The organism is Rhodococcus sp. AQ5-07 (assembly GCF_009707305.1).
Taxonomy (GTDB): Bacteria; Actinomycetota; Actinomycetes; order Mycobacteriales; family Mycobacteriaceae; genus Rhodococcus_F; species Rhodococcus_F erythropolis.
Genome location: NZ_CP046099.1, coordinates 3,501,157 through 3,519,466, shown reverse-complemented (window position 1 = coordinate 3,519,466; position 18,310 = coordinate 3,501,157). Strand labels below are relative to the sequence as shown.

Genomic DNA, 18,310 nt, shown 5'->3' with positions numbered 1-18,310 from the left:
CAACTGTAGCGCACAGTTAAGTTGTGCACAACAAAGAAGTGTCAAATAGATCTGCGGATGCACAGCCGTCTGGTTACGGCGTCGACAGAATCTCGGATACGCACTCGAGGAAGGTGAGCACTGCCTGGGCCGCGGGTGCCGGAAATCGGGTGCGCACTGCCAGCCCGTCGTGGGTGCGCGAAAACCAGAACTGAACGTCGTCGGCGCTCGACACGCGACTGAGTTGCTGCGGATTGATCGGCGCAGGTTGTGAGTCGCCGGGCCGTGATTCGCGAGGGCGAGATCCACCGGGCATGGTCCGGTAGTCGGCGTAGGACACCGAGAAGATGTCTCGGCGAGTGGGCGAAACCTCGGGTCCCAAGCTCCTCAACACTTGTCTCGACGACACGGACGACAGTGAAAGTGACTCGTGGAAAGCGAGATTGACTGCCCGAGCCGTGCTGTGAAGATCATCCATGCTCGTCACGGTGATGGGTGCATTGGCCACCAGCCAGCCGAAGGTGTGGTTGTGCCGCGGTTCCCGACGCGTGTGAACAGGGAACAGAAGGCGTGTGTCTCTCTTGTCGGTCAATTGTGTTGTGGCCAAACCGATCGACGCAAGAATCGCACCGAACGACGAGTGTCGATGATCGGCGCAGTTCTGGTCGAACAGCTCTGCTTCGTCGGCGTCGAGGAGCATTCGGGTGTCTGTGCCCTGGGGCGACATGGTCCCGGCGGGCAGCCCCAGATCTACGGGAAAATGGGGAGTGTCACCCCCGCAAGATCGAAGGAAAGACCGCCACCCCGAAATGCGGTGGTCGCCGGGCTCTGGATCCGCGGTTGCCGATTCACGGAAGCAGTAGTTGAGGAAACTCCCGGGCTCGGGCAAGAGATCCGACGCGATCGGATTACGTTCCGCCCGCGTGTATTCACGATACAGAGTGCTGATCTCGGTAATTGCGATGCTCATGGACCAGCCGTCGCAGATGGCATGGTCGAATCCGCAGATCACTGTCGACTGGTCCTCGCGGGTGATGGCCCCGAGAAAGTAGGCGGGAAACGCAAAAGGATTGCACCATCGATCCAAGCGCTCGCCCAAGAGTTCTCGCACCTGTTCCGGCGTTCGCGCGTCCGCCACTGTTTCCTCACGGAGGCGCAGATCGACGACATCGGCGACGTCGACGAACAGCGCCGAGGATTCATCCGCTTCTTCGGCCTGGGAGAACGAGCACGACAGGGCGTCGTGACGGGACGTCCATTCCTCGAAGCTGGCCCGGAGTGCGTCCGTGTCGATCGGGCCGGGAACGTCGAAAGTGGCGGCGAGCCAAGTCGTATCGCCGCGGCTCCCGGCAAGATGCAGCTGCTGATTCGAGGTCGGAGGAACCGGATACGTCGATCCGGTGGAGATTTCGCTCGGCGTCCACTGCAGGATGCGGCCCGGCCGTGCCTCGAACCTGTCGAGAAAGGTGATGTGCATCAGGCGGTCTCCACTTCCTGACGTGCATCCGCCTGACGAACGACACGGTAGTCGCCGGTATCGGCGACCGTTCTCAGGACGTTGCGGAGGTGTCGAAGGTACCGATCCACCGATGTGTGCGCTTGCTCGGTATCGGGGAAACTGACCATCACGTACGTACGGTCTTCCTTCCGGTTGATCCACATCGACAGATCACCCGTCGTTCCTGGCCCACCGAGTGCGCGCGCTTCGAGTTCGTCGTGGTGCTCGGCACCTGGAATCAGGCGCATGTCGATGTACGACACCATCGGCGGGACCGAGGTTCCGCCGATGTCGGATCCGGTCAACTTCGACACCTGGGCGATCACCGAGTGAATAGACACGTCCGCGAGTCCCTTCACGGCTGCGCGAGCAGCGTGAGCAAGGGGGAGTGCATCGGTGAAGGTGGTGACACCACTCAGCGTGAACGAGACCGGGACGAGATTGATGAACCAGCCTTGAGAAAACAGGTATCTCGGATCGGAACGAGTACCGACTGCGTTGAGCGCGAAGTAGTTCGCTCTGTCAGCAACTTCGATCTCGGTGAGGGCGAGGGCTGCGAAGATCCCCGTGGAGAATCCGACGCCATTGGACTTGCACAGCGCTGCGAACGCGGCTGACTCGTCGCTGTCGAGAACGTCGATATGTGTGCGGGTCGACCGGGTCTGTTCGCCCTGCGCGACGCCGAGGTCGAGGGGGAACGTCGGGAGTTGTCCGGCGTTGGCGGCGAGAATCGAAATCCATTGCTGCACAGGTTCTGCGGCTAGGTCGAGGTTCTTCGCCGCTGCCCGTTCTTCGCCGCTGTACTCGACGTAGCTACCGGGAGAGGGAAGTTGAGCGTCGATGCCGGCGCTTTCGGCGATGTACAGCGCACGAAGTTCTTCGACGCCCAGCATCAGCGACAGGCCGTCGGTGTGCGAGTGATCGACGCCGTAGTAGATGGTGAAACCGGCGCCGGTGCCGTGCTCGACGGCGCCACTGGTGAACGAAGGCCATTGCAGTGGGCTGGTATCGCCTGCGAAACTTCGGCTGACATGCTCGCGAACCGCATCGGTCGTGTTCAGGGAACCGACGCTGTGCGGCGCGAGTTCGATCGTCGATTCATCCACCACATGACGGTCGATGACCCCGCTGCCGCCAGGATCTTCGGATGGTCTCACCTCGAACCAACTGTGAAGTGTGTTGTGCCGCAAGACAAACGCCTGGACAGCCCGACGCAGTGCCTCCCGATCGAGATCACCGGGCAGAGTGAACGTGAATCCGATCCACGGTGACCAGTCGACGCCTTGTGCGCGCTTGTGATCGGCGGTACGAATGTGTCCCTCTTGGAGGAACGAGAGAGGTTGGTCGCTCAGTGGTGCTCGAGATGCTGCCGTCAGGGACTGCTCAGTAGGCCTGAACTCGGTGAGCGTCCCGGCTTTCGGTGCCCAGAGATCGATGGGTGTCATTTCCATGAGAGTTCTCCTCGATCGGTGCAGCGGTATTGATCGGTACAGCGGTGTTGATCGGTACAGCGGTGTTGGTCGGAGGTGTGCATGTGTCGGTCGAGAAGGCAAAGTCCTCCATTTCGCGGCGTAGGAGTCCCGCGAACTGATGGATGTGGCGGCTTGTGCGCGCGTTGCCTGGGTGGCGTATGGCCAGATTGAGCCCTTCGGGAGTCCGTGTGAGCCAGATGTAGACGTCGGTTCCCGAATGATCGCGACTACGAAGGCCTCTGGTCTGCCAGCTCGTCCATTGCTCGGCACCAGGAACGTGACGAACGTCCATGTACGAGAGCACGAACGGCAGGTGCTGCGGGGAGTCGATCAGCTCGCACACTTTCGAGTACGGCAGGGCCGCTGCGGGGCGGACGCGTCGCATCTCCGTGCCGGCAACCTTGGCCAGATCGCTCACGGTTGCTGCGGGAGCAATCGGGATCCTCACCGGCACAACACCGATGAACCATCCCAGCGACGCGGCCCATCGAAGCTCCGAACGGGTGTGTTGCGGCACCACGACGCGGAATTCGTCTGCACCGGTGAGATCGCCGGTCACCTTGGCCGCGCACGCGAGTATCGCGGCCAGGAATCCTTGGTTGCTGCGCTTGCTCGCTTCTGCCAGGCGTTCGGCTCCCCGGGCGCTCAGAAGCCAGGCGGACAGGCTCTGCTGAGGGCCTCGGCGTCCGGCGACCGGTTCGGGCAGCGCTGGAAAGAGCGGAGCCTCGCCCTGCGCGTAGAACTCGCGCCACGTCTGCACCGCCGGGTGAGAGCAGTCCGCGTGTCCCACGAGATCTCGTTCCCTGGTGCCGAAGTCGATGTAGCTTCCGGTCTCCGGCGGCGAGGGAGGGCTTCCCTCGCTCGACGAACGGTAGATCGTCTGCAGTTCGTGCGCGGTCAACGCCACCGAATATCCGTCCAGCAGAGCATGATCAGCGGCAAAGACCACGGTGAAATGGTTGGGACCTTCAATTGTCGCGAACTGGTACGCAGGCCACACAAGTGGATCGGTCGACCGGTCGAGCAGTTGCTGCAGATGCGTGAAGACGGACATCGAGGACGCAAGATGTCCGACTTCGTTACCCAGAATTCGGACGTCTCCAGGACCCGCGGTGCGTCGGACTATCGCTTCGCCCTCCATGGCGACTCGTGTTCGGAGCACTTCGTGGCGATCGATCCAGTGATCGAGAGTGGCCGCCCAGATCCTTCGGTCGAGTCGGTCGTGGATACGAAACGAGGTACCCAGCCACGACGGAGTGCATCCGTCGTTGTGATGGTGCGCCTGCCGTTTCGCCTGCTCGGCATGTTTCAAGTGTGCCTCGTGTATGTAGCTGGCGGGACGCTGGTCGACAGGCCACAGCTCGGGCGGATTCACTGCGGCAGGAGTCCACTCGGTGACGGTCCCAGGAGGTAGGGGATAGTCGGCAAGTTCCGTGAATTCCATTGGGAAACCTGATCTCTCGAGATGGCGAAAGGTGGGGATCGTGAACGGGGCGGATGTTTGTAACCGAGAGTGACAGATGATTAGTCAAGGCAAGTAGAACGCGACCTGAGGCTCCGCGCAACTGCTTCGGTGCGGGATGTGACGAGGAACATTCTGCTCGTTATTTCGGACAATTCGAATACTGGACATCCGGTTTACGACCCTGGTCACCTGTCAGTTGATCGATCAATCACTCTGGGGTGAAACAAATTTCAACAGACCGTTGTGAACTCCGTCGGACGGCGAAGAATGTGCGCATGCGAATGTCGGAATATGTTTGTGTGTAGCAATTTTCGTATGGGTTTGACTGTATCTCTTTTAATTGCAACAGGGTTCGTGTACAGCCGTCGTGCCCGTTCGGCGCGCGGATTGTTCACCGAGTATTGACATGCTCGGCATCTGCCGGTCGTATGCAGACGGTATTTGTAAGCGATGACTGATCCGATGGAATACGACCTGGTTGTGATCGGCTCCGGCCCGGGTGGTCAGAAGGCTGCCATCGCGGCGGCCAAGCTGGGTAAACGGGTAGCGATGGTCGAGAAGGGCAACATGCTCGGGGGAGTGTGCGTCAACACCGGCACCATTCCGTCGAAGACGTTGCGCGAGGCGGTTCTCTACCTCACCGGGATGAACCAACGCGAACTGTACGGCGCAAGTTACCGCGTCAAGGAGAACATCACTCCGGCCGACCTGCTGGCGCGAACCCAGCATGTCATCACCAAAGAAATCGAAGTCGTGCGATCTCAGCTCCTGCGTAACCGCGTCGAATTGTTGGTAGGGGTCGGCTCGTTCGTCGACGAGCACACCATCCTCGTCGAGGACGCCTCGCGCGGAGACAAGATGACGATCACGGCAAAATTCGTTGTGATCGCGACCGGAACGTTGCCTGCCCGCCCGGCGGGGGTGTCCTTCGACAGTCACCGGGTGCTCGACTCCGACGGAATCCTCGATCTGACCTCCATCCCGACCACCATGGTCGTGGTGGGCGCGGGAGTGATCGGTATCGAGTACGCGTCGATGTTCGCGGCACTCGGCACCAAGGTCACCGTCGTCGAGAAGAGAACGTCGATGCTGGACTTCTGTGACCCCGAGGTCATCGAATCGCTTCGGTTCCATTTACGCGATCTGGCGGTCACTTTCCGATTCGGTGAAGAAGTGACGGCCGTCGACGTCGGAGCGAACGGAACACTTACGACGCTGCGCAGCGGCAAGCAGATTCCCACCGAGACCGTGATGTACTCGGCGGGACGGCAAGGCCTCACAGCGCCACTCGCGCTGGAGAACGCCGGGCTCGAAGCCGACGAACGTGGCCGCATCTACGTCGACGACAATTTCCGCACCAAGGTCGAACACATCTACGCCGTCGGTGACGTCATCGGCTTCCCGGCGTTGGCGGCGACGTCGATGGATCAAGGTCGACTCGCGGCCTACCACGCCTTCGACGAACCAGGCGCGAAGCTGATGGATCTGCAGCCGATCGGCATCTACTCGATTCCCGAGGTGTCGTACGTAGGCGCCACCGAGGTCGATCTGACCAAGGAATCGGTGCCGTACGAGGTCGGGGTTTCCCGATACCGTGAACTCGCGCGCGGGCAGATCGCAGGCGACACCTACGGGATGCTCAAGATCCTGGTGTCGACGGATGACCTGAAACTGCTCGGCGTTCATATCTTCGGCTCGGGTGCAACGGATCTCGTGCATATCGGCCAAGCGGTGATGGGGTGCGGCGGGACCGTCGAATACCTTGTCGACGCCGTCTTCAACTATCCGACACTGTCCGAGGCGTACAAGGTGGCGGCGCTCGACGTCATGAACAAGATCAGGGCTCTCAAGCAATTCCACTAGGGGTCGGGGTGTCCCCAGGTACCGGTCAGGGTCGGTCGGTGTACTTCTCGGGTAGCACTTGTTCGAATACCTGAGGGTGATGTCAGGCCTGGGAAAATAGGGCAGGGTCTATCTCTATGACCATTGCCCATGAACTTCGTGTGGAATTTCGATGCTGATCGGACTGATTGCCGCGATCGTGGCGTGCGTCGGATACGGCGTGGCGTCGGTGTTGCAGGCGTACGGCGCGCGCAAGTCGGCAGCGGCCGCCGAGCAGCGAGGCGAGGCCGGACACGTGACGGCGACGGGTGGCCCGACCTTGCGTTCGACGTTCGCCGCAGCGCTGACGGCGTCGTTCATCCTGGGCACCGTGCTCGATGCGGTCGGATTCGCCGGTAGTGCCATCTCCGCGCGGCTCATTCCACTGTTCTTGTCGCAGACAGTGGTCAGTGCCAATCTCGTCATCACGGCAGTGCTGGGGACCGTGGTCCTGGGCATCCAGTTGCATCGTCGCGACTGGTTCGCGATCGCCGCGGTGATCGGATCGCTCCTGCTGCTCGGTTTGTCTTCGGGTCACGCGGGCGGCGGGAGTTCCAACGACGTCGTCCACTGGGGTGTCCTGGTGGGCTCGGCGTTGATCTTGTCGATCGGTATCGGTTTGATCCGATGGTTGGGCTCACGCGCAGCAGTTGTCGCCGGGTTGATCTCGGGTGTGTTGTTCGGCTGTCTGGCCATTGCCGTACGCGTGGTCTACGGAATCGATCCGTTCGAAATCGGCACGATGCTCCGCGATCCGGCCGGCTGGGCAATCCTCGTCTCGGGCCTGGGCGGTTTCTATCTGCACACGGTGGCGTTGCAACTGGGATCCGTCAACGGAGCGACAGCGGCACTGGTTGTAGGCGAGACGGTCGTTCCGGGAATCGTCGGCGTCGTGGTGCTCGGCGATGCGTCGCGACCGGGCCTGGAATGGCTTGCCATCGTCGGATTCGTCGGAGCGATCGCGGGCGCCGTCGCCGTAGCCGTCTTCGGCGCGGCGAGCCACGAGGGGAAACCTGCCGAAGAAGTGACCGTCTGATTCGAAAACCACAGCCCTTCGAAAACTGGAACGCGAACACGAACACAGACGTGTTAAAAAGACACTTCAAGTCGATGGCGGAGGGTCAATGGTGCACGAGGGCCAAGCGAAGCACGAGGCAGAAGCCATCGCCGGCAACCGGTCGAATTGGGACGATCGCGCCGAGGTGCATGTGCGCTCCGAAATGTATGACGTCGGAGGGTTTCTCGCCGACAGAGCGGCCATTTCCAGAGTCGTGCAGAACGATCTGTCGAGTCTGTCTACGCATCTGCCGGCGTCGGGAGTGCGGGATCGCTCGCTCCTGCACTTGCAGTGTCACATTGGTATCGACACCATTTCCTGGGCGCGCCTTGGTGCGGTGGAGGTGCACGGGCTCGATCTTTCGCCCAACTCTCTGCGCCACGCAGCGCGTATCGCGAAGGCCGACGACCGCGAGATCACGTGGGTGGAAGGTGATGCGCGATTCGCCTCGACGCTGATCGACCGACGTTTCGACACGATCGTCACCAGCGCCGGGACAATCGTCTGGTTGCCGGAACTCGCCACCTGGGCCCAGTCGATCCACGACCTCCTCGAGCCGGGTGGGGTGTTTCAGATCCGGGACGATCATCCGATCCTCGGCGCAATGGCATTCGAGCCGTGGATGATCACCGACGACTACCTCTCCGGAGGCGGCATGCGATCGTACGAAGACTCGGCGACCTATACCGGGAACTCCGACGGACAGATAGCGCACACCGCCAACCACGAATGGCGCCACGACCTAGGCGAGGTCATTGGTTCCTTGCTGGATGTGGGTCTTCATATCGAATCAGTTTCGGAACTTCCCTACATGGACTGGCCGGCCTTCCCCGAACTCGTTCCATGCGCCAACGGATGGACTCTGCCGAGCCACTCTCCGCGGATCCCTTTGAACTTCGCCATCGTCGCCAGGCGAAATCAGCGAAGTGAGTGAGCAGAGCCGATCCCTTGGGAGACTTCGAATAATTCCTGGAGTGGCGTGGCCGTATTTCGTGCATGATCGTCGGATGGCTTTGTCCCGGTTGTTGCCTGCCAACTCGCCCCTATCGCAAGTCGGCGCGTCGAGTGTCGTGTGTCCAGGGATCGAGTGAATCGTAGTTCTTTCAAGCTAATACTTTTGGTGGATAGTGCTTTTCGCTCGAACTCTGCTCGGCGTTGTTGCAACCGTTCGACGAATTTGCAATATCAGGTTCGAGTGAACCTGCGTCGCTGTTCGGTCGGTCCAGCGGTAACGGAAACCGCATTTTCGCAGATAGTTCTAATGCACGACCGATGCCTCGCATACGTTGTGCGGTCACAGGCACCGGGTCGTAGACCGGAGGAAAGTAATGAGCAGCTTGGATATTCAACGTTGGTCGAACGACTTCACTGCGCTGACCAAAGTCATTTCGGAAGGCATCGAGCAGTTTGTTCTCCGGTTCATTTCCAGCTGAAGTGATCTGAGCTCGCTGCCTGGCAAGGAGTTATTGATCTCCACCGCGGTTCGGAGGCCGAATCGTGATGAAGCAGAGGTTCTTACGGGGTCTGGGAGGCCTGGGCGGGGGCGAGCAGGTAGGAGAACACGTACGTAACTGCGGCGATGACCGCCAGTACGATCAAGGACGTCGGAAATCCTTGTCGACCCAGCTCATGGATCAACTAGAACACAGGCGCGATCCCGAGGCTGTGGAGTATTTCGGATTCAGGGGCTGAAGAACTCGAGTCGACGGTGCAGCCGTGCGATCGACGGGTCCCCGATCGTGCGCCTGCCATCGGTACGAGCTTGGCTCGGAGTCATCCCGTAGAAGTCTTTGAACGCGCGCGCCAATTGGGATTTCGAGGTGAAGCCACATCGCAGGGCCAACGCGTCGGTCGTTTCGTTCGACATCTCGGCTCTGGTCAACTCGCGGTAGACGAGTTCGAGGCGCTTGCGCCGTATGACAAGAGCAATTCCGCCGTCGGATGCGAATGCGCGGTAGAGCTGTGCTCGGGAGACCGACAATGCTGCGCACATGCTCGTCGGGCCGAGCCAGGTCTCCGAGAGATGCTCGGCGATGTAGGCGTACGCACGATCGCGGAGAGAGTGATCGGGCCGCGGCGACAGATCAGGTTCGGCGATACCCAAACTGACACGCAGGAGGGAAGCGACGACGTCCTCGTAGCCGGCCGCAGCATCGGGATCGAGATGCGGTAGCGCGAGTACGACCGATTGCATGCACTGAGCGAGCACGACGGCAGGAACTCCGCGCAGTACCGTCCCGTGTAGAGAACGACCCTTCGACTCCGCTTCGACGAGGGAGCGCGGTGCCAGGAGTGTGATGGTGCGTCCGGTCGCCTCGGTTTCGACGTCAGCAGTCCAGGTTCGCCCGAGGTCGAAGAACGCGATGTCCCCCGGGCGGGCGACAAAATCCACTCCGTCGGCGTCACCACTGACCTGTCCGCCGAGAACGACCTGGATCATGTACTGATCGTCGAGTCCGCTCTCGGCGATCACAACTTTGCTGCGGTGGTACTTCTGCGCGTTGAAGGTCGTTTCACCGATCAGCGAGGTCCCGATAGGCAGGGCGGAGATCGAGCCTTGGAGGGGCGTGTCGGCGCCTATCGGCTCGGTGACGAAGAACGGACGCGTGACGACACGCCAGAAGTCGTTGGCGTCCGCAGGGTCCACCGATCGAGTCGACACGCGAATGCGGGCGGAATTCATCGGCACGCGGGCATGATATGTCAGATCCCGCAGGTCGCAGTCACTCTCCCGCAAATAAATGTCAATAGTGACCGAGCCCACATAATGAGACAAATCGGGCGTATTTGTGAGACGGCCAGTGCTCGCGTGTCGCGGTGATTCTGTCTATGTTGTTCGTTATGGGTGGACAGGTTGGGAGTTCGATGCTCGAACGAAATCTCGAGTTCGGCGGGGATCGACTGCTCGTTTGTCGGCCATCATGACATCCACTTCGAATCGGTCGCAGCTATCTCGAGCAAAGCGAAATCCTCGAGGAAGGGGCACGCTGCAAAGACGGCTCGCCGGGCGTGGAGCCACGGCGATTCGTCCTCGTCTGCTCGGGTTGATGGAACGCTCGGCGGGCTTGACGGTCATCGATTCGCCGCGGGGGTTCGGGAAGACGGACCTCGCCGCGTTGTGGCTCACGACTCTCGGGCACATGCCCATCAGACCAGTTGTCTGGGTGCCGGCGCCATCGAATCGGATGACCCCCCTCGAGTACTGGAACACTGCGCTCGCAGTGATTCAAGATTCTCTGGAATCACTCGAGGCCCCGCCACGAATGCGCGAGGATCCGGTGGGGGCAATCGAATCACTACTCGACTCGTCGCCCACTCCATTCGTGTTGGTGTTCAACCGCATCGACCTGGTTGAGGGTGACGAGGTGGGACGCCGAATCGTGGATCTGATCGTGCGGCTTCCCGGATTGAAAGTAATCGTCACGCTGCAGGATCGGTCTGCGACGGACTTACTCGAGGACGTCCGCGTGGACGAGTACCTGTGCGCGAACGACCTCAGGTACACGCTCGACGAGTCCACAGTTCTGTTCGCGGAGGCAGGGATCCACCTTCCCTCGGGCATCGTCCATTCGATCTGCGAGCGTGTTGCCGGCGTTCCTGTGCTGATGAAGGTTGCTCTGAGTGCGGTTGCGGGGCTGAGTGAACCGAGTCGTGGGCGCGAACGCGTTCAGCAGCGAGTGGACCAGGCGATCCACGCGTACGTCAGTCGGACCGCTCCTCGATCGGGCAAGTCGCTCGAGTTGTTCGACTTCGCGACTACGATCGCCGCCGCCCGCACCGTCACACCAGAGATCGCTCGTGTCTTGTCCGACGATCTTGACGTGGAGGGCAAACTGGACTTGCTCGAGTCTTTCGGTCTGATCTTTCGGGACGGTCCCGAGGGAGAAGCATCCTGGTACTTTGCGCCGTCAGTTCGACTGGCATTCATGCAGATACGGACCGAACAAGGGGATGGATTCGACGATCCCTTCCAGGTTCTCGTCGATCACGCTCTCGGGACTTCGGATATAGCCGGTGCCGTTCACTACGCCTTGGACGGACGCCATTGGACCAGGGTGCTCGACATACTCGAGCGTCACTGGGCCGATCTTCTGGTCGATCACACCGGATTGGTCCGGACTGCGTTGCAATCCATACCCGGCGACGTACTCAGTTCGAACTCTTCGATTCTGGTGGGCCGTGACCTGCTCGAATCACGCCTACGGCCGCAGTTGGTCAACGGCGATTCGTTGCCGACGGAACCGGCGGAATTGCGTGCGATAGGTGGTAGTTCGCATGCGCACAGCTTGTTGAACGTCGGGACGGTCCAATCGGTTGTGCTGAGAACATCCGGTAAGTACCAACGCTCTACCGAGATCACGCGCAAGTTGGCTCACGTCGTGTACGGACTCGGTGACGAGTCGTTGGGCGCGTTGGGGTCTCAACTGCCCGCCCTGCGCCTGATCTGGGGTGTTTCGCATCAACTGACCGGTGACCTCGGTGATGCCGCGGTGGAATTGCGACTCGCCTATCAGGGTGCGATGGAACACGGTCCGGAGTTCGTCCTGCGGCACGCCGCTGGCAATGCCGCGCTCAACTCCGCGCTGATCGGGGACGTCGCGCACGCGACAGACTGGCTTCACCTCGAAAGCACACACCCGGACGTTTCGGGATGGTTGGGACCGCCCTCGCACATGGGGGGAGCGATCGCGCGGGCACTGGTGGCGTGCGATCGCGTGGACCTGAATGCCGGCGCTGCCGCGATGGACGCGCTCGCCGAGATCACACCGCCGGGCGACCTGTGGGCGTTCGCGGCCTACACGTACACCAGATTCGCACTGCTGCAATCGGATCCGTTCTCGGGGCTGATTTCGCTCCAGCGCGCAGTGGCAACGCACGGGCACGTGAATCCGTGTGAACGATCACTCGGTGACGCACTTCTCGCCGCGGCGCGTATCGATCTTCTGTTGGCGTCCGGGGAGGGTACCAAGGCGCTGGAGGAATCAGTCGCTGCGTCACATACGTTTGCTGTTGTCACGGTTTCTGTCGCTCGTGCGCATCTCCTGACGGGGGCTCCGTCACAGGCATTGGAATTGTGTCGCGAAATTGACTGGAGCGAGCAGTATCTCACGAGGTTTCGGCTCGAGTCCCTGCTGATCGAATGCGCTGCGCTGTGCGAACTGGGGAGAATCCCCGCTGCCGCCAGTCCGTGGGAGGAGGCTCGCGGACTGCTCGAAACCTCAGGTGTCCTGTCGGCGCTGGCGACCATACCGCGTGATCTGATCAGGCAACTGGAAGAGCGGGCCGAGGGCCCGAGCAGTGCCGTCGCAAGCTTTCTCGAATCCGAAGTGCCGCAGATGTATCCGGCGGCTATCGTTCAAGTCCAATTGACGAAGCGGGAGATGGACGTTCTCGTGGAACTGGGTCTCGGCATTCCGATCGGCGAGATAGCGCGAAAGTTGTTCGTATCCAACAACACATTGAAGAGTCACCTGCGAGCCCTGTATCGCAAACTCGGTGCGCATTCCCGCGAAGAGGCCGTCGCGGCAGCGCACCGACACAACCTCCTCGGCAGTGGGCAGGACTGATCGACGTCAGTGCAAATTGCGCTCGGAGTAGATCTTCATCGCGTCACGGACCAGCGAAGCGGTGCCTTCTCCGTACTTGTCGTAGTTTGCAGTGAAGCGGGGATCGTCGACGTACATCTGGCCGAGTCCGGTGAAGGCGTCGGCGCTGGGAGTCCTTCCCTGCCAACCGATTTTTATCCACTCGAACTGTCTCTGGGTAATCGTCTGGACGTCGTCGCTTTTCGCGGGTAGGCCCGCTGTCAGTGCTTTTCCGAATGCCGCTGCGATGTCGGCTTGAGCTTGCAGATGTGCTTTCCGGTCCTGCTCGGACATCGACCGCCACCAGTTGTCGCCGCTGGTATAGGCGTCCTTGCCCCAACGCTCGATGACCTCGTCCTTGTATCGGGTGTGGTCGAACCCGTCGAAAACATCTTCCGGCATGAGTGATTCACCTTTCTTCGTCTTGTTCAACGTCCTGTTGACCGATTCGATCTGTCTCGAGATCCGCGTGCGCTCTTGCTCGAGGAGTTCGAGGTGCGTACGCAGCGCGGCGGCCGTGTCGCGTTCACCGGTGAGGACTTCGGCGATGGCCGGCAATCCGAGTCCGAGTTCCCGAAGCAGCAGGATGCGTTGCAGTCGCACCAGGGCGTCTTCGTCGTAGAAGCGGTAGCCGTTGGCGCCGATGCGGCTTGGTTCCAGGAGTCCGAGATCGCCGTAATGGCGCAGCGTTCTGCTGGTGGTACCGGCGGATTTGGCGAGTTCTTGGATGGACCATTCGCTCACGTGGAGTTCCTACTCTCGGATCGGTTGTGCTCATTCAGCATGCAAGTTGACGTTGCGTCAATGTCAAGAAAGTTCTCGGTGTGCATTGTCGGGAACGTTTTATGTCCGTTTCGCCGTATCGCCACGAACGGGTCTCCAACTGATTGATTCGATGACCTAGGTCACGTGATTTGGCTCACAAATTGCCAATTTGAATAGTTGGACAAGCCTCTGTTGACGCTTTCACATACCTCGACCACGATCATCTGAACAGATCGAGTTACGCGGTTGTTGAAAACGCACGGTAGTTGAAATGCACTGCAGACGGAACGGTGGTCCACGATGACTGAACTGGTGTCGGGCGTAGCCCAGGCCAAGCCCTATGACCTCGATGATCGGTACCGGTCGGGATCGGGACCGGTGTTGCTGACCGGTGTTCAGGCAATCGCACGCGGTTTCGTCGAGCAGCACGTTCGCGACATCCGGGCGGGTAAGCGTATTGCCACTTTTGTCTCCGGTTACCAGGGCAGCCCCCTCGGCGGCGTCGACAAGATGCTCCACGGCATGCCCAAGGTTCTCGCGGAACACGACATCACCTTCATCCCCGGTTTCAACGAGGAGCTCGCTGCCACCGCGGTATGGGGAAGCCAGACGGATCTCCCCGCCGGAACCGCGACCCACGACGGCGTGACCGGCGTCTGGTACGGCAAGGGCCCCGGCGTCGACCGCGCTACCGACACCATTCGCCACGCCAACATGTACGGCGTGAACCCCAAGGGCGGCGTCGTCCTGCTGGTGGGCGACGACCCGGCGTCGAAGTCCTCCACGGTGCCGGCCGTCAGCGAGCGCTCGCTTGCCGCGATGGGTGTGCCGGTTCTCTTTCCGCGCAATGCCGAAGAGATCATCACGATGGGTATGCACGCCGTTGCACTCTCGCGGGTGTCCGGTTGCGTCGTAGCGCTGAAGATCGTCGCCGACGTCGCCGACGGTGCCTGGACGATCGACGGCAGCATCGCGGACTTCGACATCGTGGTTCCGGAAGTTCAGTTCGAGGGCAAGCCCTTCGTCTACAAGCAGCGTCAGATGGCTGCGCCGCCGGACAGTGTCATCGCCGAGGCAGATCTGTACGGCCCGCGATGGGATCTTGTTCACGCGTACGGAACTGCCAACAATCTCGATGTGATCGAGGTCAACCCCTCCGGTGCGAAGATCGGTATCGCCGCCACCGGTACAACTTTCGACTCCGTCCGCCAAGCTCTGGCAGACCTCGGCGTCGATGATGCGGCGCTGCACCGCGCCGGGATCCGTCTCCTTCGCATCGGAATGTGCTACCCCGTCGTGGGCGAGAAGATCAGGGAGTTCGCCGAAGGTCTCGAGCAGATCGTCGTGGTCGAGGACAAGACCGCGTTCATCGAAGCTCAGATCCGGGAAGTCCTGTACGGCACCGACGATGCTCCTCGCATCATCGGCAAGCGTGACGGCCAGGGCCGTCTGCTCATGCCTGCCAGTGGTGAACTGACCGCAGGCCGGCTGCTCGCCCCGTTGCGGCGCGTACTGAAGCCGCACGTCGAGCTCAAGCGCACCCTCCCGGCACCGCTGTCACTGAACGTGCTCTCCGCCAAGCGAACCGCGTACTTCTGCAGTGGGTGCCCCCACAACCGTTCCACCGCTATCCCCGAGGGTTCAATCGGCGGCGGCGGAATCGGTTGCCACACACTCGTCACCATGTCCGGCCGTGAGGACAGCGCTGTCACCGGCCTGACGCAGATGGGCGGCGAGGGCAGCCAGTGGATCGGGCAGGCACCGTTCACCGACGTGCCTCACCTGTTCCAGAACATCGGCGACGGCACCTTCTTCCACTCCGGTCAGTTGGCTGTCCAGGCATGCATCGCCGCAGGCGTGAACATCACCTACAAGTTGCTCTACAACGAAGTAGTGGCGATGACCGGTGCACAGGACGCAGAAGGGGCCCTCTCCGTTGCTCAACTCAGCCACAAGCTGACCACCGAGGGCGTCAAGCAGATCATCATCTGCGCCGACGAGCCTTCGCGCCACAACAAGCGCGCCCTGGCCAAGGGCACCAAGCTCTGGCACCGCGATCGCCTCGACGAGGCTCAGAAGGAGCTTCGCGAGATCAAGGGCGTCACCGTACTGATCTACGACCAGCACTGTGCGGCCGACGCTCGTCGCCAGCGCAAGCGTGGCACGCTGCCCACTCGCAACACTCGCGTCGTCATCAACGAGGCAGTGTGCGAGGGCTGCGGTGACTGCGGTGTGAAGTCGAACTGCCTCTCGGTCCAGCCTGTGGACACCGAGTACGGTCGCAAGACGAAGATCGACCAGACGTCCTGCAACACGGACTACACCTGCATGGACGGCGATTGCCCCTCATTCGTGACCGTCGAACTGGTGCCGGGCAAGAAGGCTCCCAAGGCCGCACGTCCCGTCCCGCCCGTCGTCGCAGATCCCGATTTCGGACCGCTCACCAGCACGCAGAACGTGTTCCTCGCGGGCATCGGCGGCACCGGTATCGTGACCGTCAACCAGGTGCTCGCAACGGCGGCACTGCGCGCCGGCCTCGAGGTGGAGAGCCTTGACCAGATCGGACTGAGCCAGAAGGCCGGACCGGTTGTCTCGCACCTGCGTTTCAGCTCCAGCGCGCTCGAGCCGTCCAACCGCCTCACCCCGGGCAGCGCGGATTGCATCGTCGCCTTCGACCTGCTGACCGCGACGGACAACAAGAACCTCGACTACGGCAACGCCGAGAAGACGGTCTCCATCGCATCGACGTCGCAGACGCCGACCGGAGACATGGTCTACGACAAGGCTGTTCGCTACCCCGAGGAGACGTCACTCCTCGCCCGTCTCGACAAGGTGTCGCGCACCCTGCGCTCGTTCGACGCACTCGCCGCGGCACAGGAGTTGTTCGGTAACACCGCAGCCGCCAACTTCCTGCTGATCGGTGCTGCCTACCAGAGCGGTGGACTTCGTCTGCCGGCCGAGGCCATCGAAGAAGCGATCGGCATCAACGGCGTTGCCGTGGAAGCGAACATCGCGGCATTCCGTTGGGGCCGTGCAGCAATTGCCGACACTGCAGCGTTCTCGGCCGTCACCACGCCGGCCAAGTCCGTCCGCGAACCCGTCGTCGCACCGGCTCACATGTTCGCCGGAACCACCTTCACCGGTGAAACCCTGCGACTGGTCGAACTGCGTGCGGCACAGCTCATCGAGTTCCAGTCCGTCAAGATCGCCCAGCGCTACATCGATCAGGTTCAGGCAGTCTGGACTGCTGAACGTGCCGCAACCGAGCGGACCGATTTCAGTGAAGCGGTCGCCCGCGGCCTGTTCAAGTTCACCGCGTACAAGGACGAGTACGAAGTTGCTCGCATGCTGGTCGATCCTGCCTTCATCGAAGACGTCAAGTCGCAGGTGCCGGCCGGGGAGAACCTGACCTACAAGCTCCACCCCCCGATCCTCCGAGTGATGGGCCGCAAGAAGAAGATCGGCCTCGGGCCCAAGTCGCATGTTGCACTGAAGGTTCTGGCCAAGGGCAAGAAGCTGCGCGGTACCAAGCTCGATCCCTTCGGCTACATGCACGTCCGCAAGGTCGAGCGTGAACTGCTCGCCGAGTACGAGGCCATGATCGCTGATCTCTCTCGTACGCTCGCAACCGACGGATACGATCGCGCCGTCGAGATCGCGGCGCTGCCGGACGTGGTTCGCGGCTACGAGGACATCAAGCTCGGCAACATCGAGCTGTACAAGACTCGCCTGCGCGAACTCGGTATCGGTGAGTAGGAGCGTCAGCGAGTAGATCGAAGAAGACTGTGCCCCAGCGACCGTTGTCGCTGGGGCACAGTTGTATTCAGAGCTGTATCGTACGGAAACGGGTTCAGGAGGGCGGGAACTGGCCGTCGGCGACCACAGCGCTGCCGTTCCACGTGAAATTCACGATATTCGGTCCGCCTTGAGGGCAGCAGAATGCGTCGTCGTCGAGCAACCATCGGTATTGGACGGACACCGAATTCCTGTTGCTGTCGATGACGTGTGTGTACGAGTACGGCTTGCTGGTAGCCGTGCCCAGGTAAGTCCCGTCGTGGAAGAACAGGACGTGTGACTGATACGTCGCATCGCCCACGCCGTCACCATCGACCGAAACCCAGAGCAGGTCAGGACAATTACCGATCTGCTCCTCGCTCGCGGATCTCGGTATCCAGCTGCCGCCGTTGACGTCGGTTCCCAAGGTGCCGATTGCGTCCGTGACGACCGGGGAGTCGACGTCGACACAGGGACCTGAAGCCGGGACTGCAGGCGTCGTCGCCGGCACGGATTCGCTTGCTGGGGTGCCCGATTGCGGCGGGGGAGAACTCGTTACCGTCGTCCCGGATTCGTTTGCCGTCGAGGTCGCCGACGCCGTTGAGGTCGCCGACGCCGTTGAGCTTGACGCTGTTGAACTAGCCGCCGCCTCGGGTGTTCCTTCGGTCGACCCGCAACCGGCGACCATCAGGGCAGTGGCCGTCACCAGTGCCGAGACAGCGACGGCGGCCGAAATCGGAGCTTTCCTGCGCATGCGTCCTCCAGAGAGTGTGGGTTCACGTGTTCAAGTCCCTCCCTCGTTCTGTCGCTGGGCCGCATGCGTGCGTTATCGAA

Annotated in this window: 11 protein-coding genes; 5 read left to right on the top strand and 6 right to left on the bottom strand. The window is 61.3% G+C overall.

Annotation, left to right across the window (positions count from 1 at the left end):
• Positions 1-73: 73 nt before the first annotated feature.
• From GJB56_RS16160 to GJB56_RS16150, 3 genes are read right to left on the bottom strand one after another with little or no spacing between them, the layout of a single operon-like run.
• Positions 74-1,456, bottom strand: coding sequence for a condensation domain-containing protein (locus tag GJB56_RS16160; RefSeq protein WP_113682456.1), 1,383 nt, complete (start codon positions 1,454-1,456; stop codon positions 74-76).
• Entirely contained in the window at positions 1,456-2,928 is a 1,473-nt protein-coding gene (locus tag GJB56_RS16155; protein WP_029536943.1) for a condensation domain-containing protein, read from the bottom strand. The genes GJB56_RS16160 and GJB56_RS16155 overlap by 1 nt, the downstream gene beginning before the upstream one ends.
• Positions 2,861-4,393, bottom strand: a complete 1,533-nt coding sequence (locus tag GJB56_RS16150) for a condensation domain-containing protein (protein WP_113682455.1) — start codon at positions 4,391-4,393, stop codon at positions 2,861-2,863. Before GJB56_RS16150 ends, GJB56_RS16155 begins: the two co-directional genes overlap by 68 nt.
• A 471-nt stretch (positions 4,394-4,864) precedes the next feature.
• On the opposite strand from GJB56_RS16150, the gene sthA reads away from it, so the two are divergent.
• From sthA to GJB56_RS16135, 3 genes are all read left to right on the top strand, one after another.
• Positions 4,865-6,277 carry a Si-specific NAD(P)(+) transhydrogenase gene (gene sthA, locus GJB56_RS16145; protein WP_113682454.1) on the top strand — a complete coding sequence of 471 codons (1,413 nt, stop codon included), beginning with the start codon at positions 4,865-4,867 and terminating at the stop codon, positions 6,275-6,277.
• Positions 6,278-6,428: 151 nt separating this feature from the next.
• Positions 6,429-7,331 carry a hypothetical protein gene (locus tag GJB56_RS16140; protein WP_019745033.1) on the top strand — a complete coding sequence of 301 codons (903 nt, stop codon included), beginning with the start codon at positions 6,429-6,431 and terminating at the stop codon, positions 7,329-7,331.
• A gap of 88 nt (positions 7,332-7,419) precedes the next feature.
• The gene (locus GJB56_RS16135; protein WP_060938116.1) at positions 7,420-8,286 is read left to right on the top strand and encodes a class I SAM-dependent methyltransferase; all 867 of its coding nucleotides are present in this window, start codon (positions 7,420-7,422) and stop codon (positions 8,284-8,286) included.
• Between the two features lie 747 nt (positions 8,287-9,033).
• Here the strand turns inward: GJB56_RS16135 and GJB56_RS16130 are convergent.
• Entirely contained in the window at positions 9,034-10,035 is a 1,002-nt protein-coding gene (locus tag GJB56_RS16130; RefSeq protein ID WP_230091222.1) for a helix-turn-helix domain-containing protein, read from the bottom strand.
• A gap of 364 nt (positions 10,036-10,399) precedes the next feature.
• Here GJB56_RS16130 and GJB56_RS16125 point away from each other — a divergent pair, with 364 nt between their 5' ends.
• Positions 10,400-12,919, top strand: coding sequence for a helix-turn-helix transcriptional regulator (locus GJB56_RS16125; protein ID WP_097386978.1), 2,520 nt, complete (start codon positions 10,400-10,402; stop codon positions 12,917-12,919).
• Between the two features lie 6 nt (positions 12,920-12,925).
• Here the strand turns inward: GJB56_RS16125 and GJB56_RS16120 are convergent, their stop codons facing one another.
• Positions 12,926-13,681 carry a MerR family transcriptional regulator gene (locus GJB56_RS16120; protein WP_113682452.1) on the bottom strand — a complete coding sequence of 252 codons (756 nt, stop codon included), beginning with the start codon at positions 13,679-13,681 and terminating at the stop codon, positions 12,926-12,928.
• 321 nt (positions 13,682-14,002) lie between these two features.
• Here GJB56_RS16120 and GJB56_RS16115 point away from each other — a divergent pair, with 321 nt between their 5' ends.
• Positions 14,003-17,458, top strand: a complete 3,456-nt coding sequence (locus GJB56_RS16115; RefSeq protein WP_154606690.1) for an indolepyruvate ferredoxin oxidoreductase family protein — start codon at positions 14,003-14,005, stop codon at positions 17,456-17,458.
• A 94-nt stretch (positions 17,459-17,552) separates the two neighbouring features.
• On the opposite strand, the gene GJB56_RS16110 is transcribed toward GJB56_RS16115, so the two are convergent.
• Complete coding sequence (locus GJB56_RS16110; protein ID WP_113683324.1) at positions 17,553-18,230, bottom strand: LppP/LprE family lipoprotein; 678 nt, start codon at positions 18,228-18,230, stop codon at positions 17,553-17,555.
• Between the last annotated feature and the right edge of the window lie 80 nt (positions 18,231-18,310).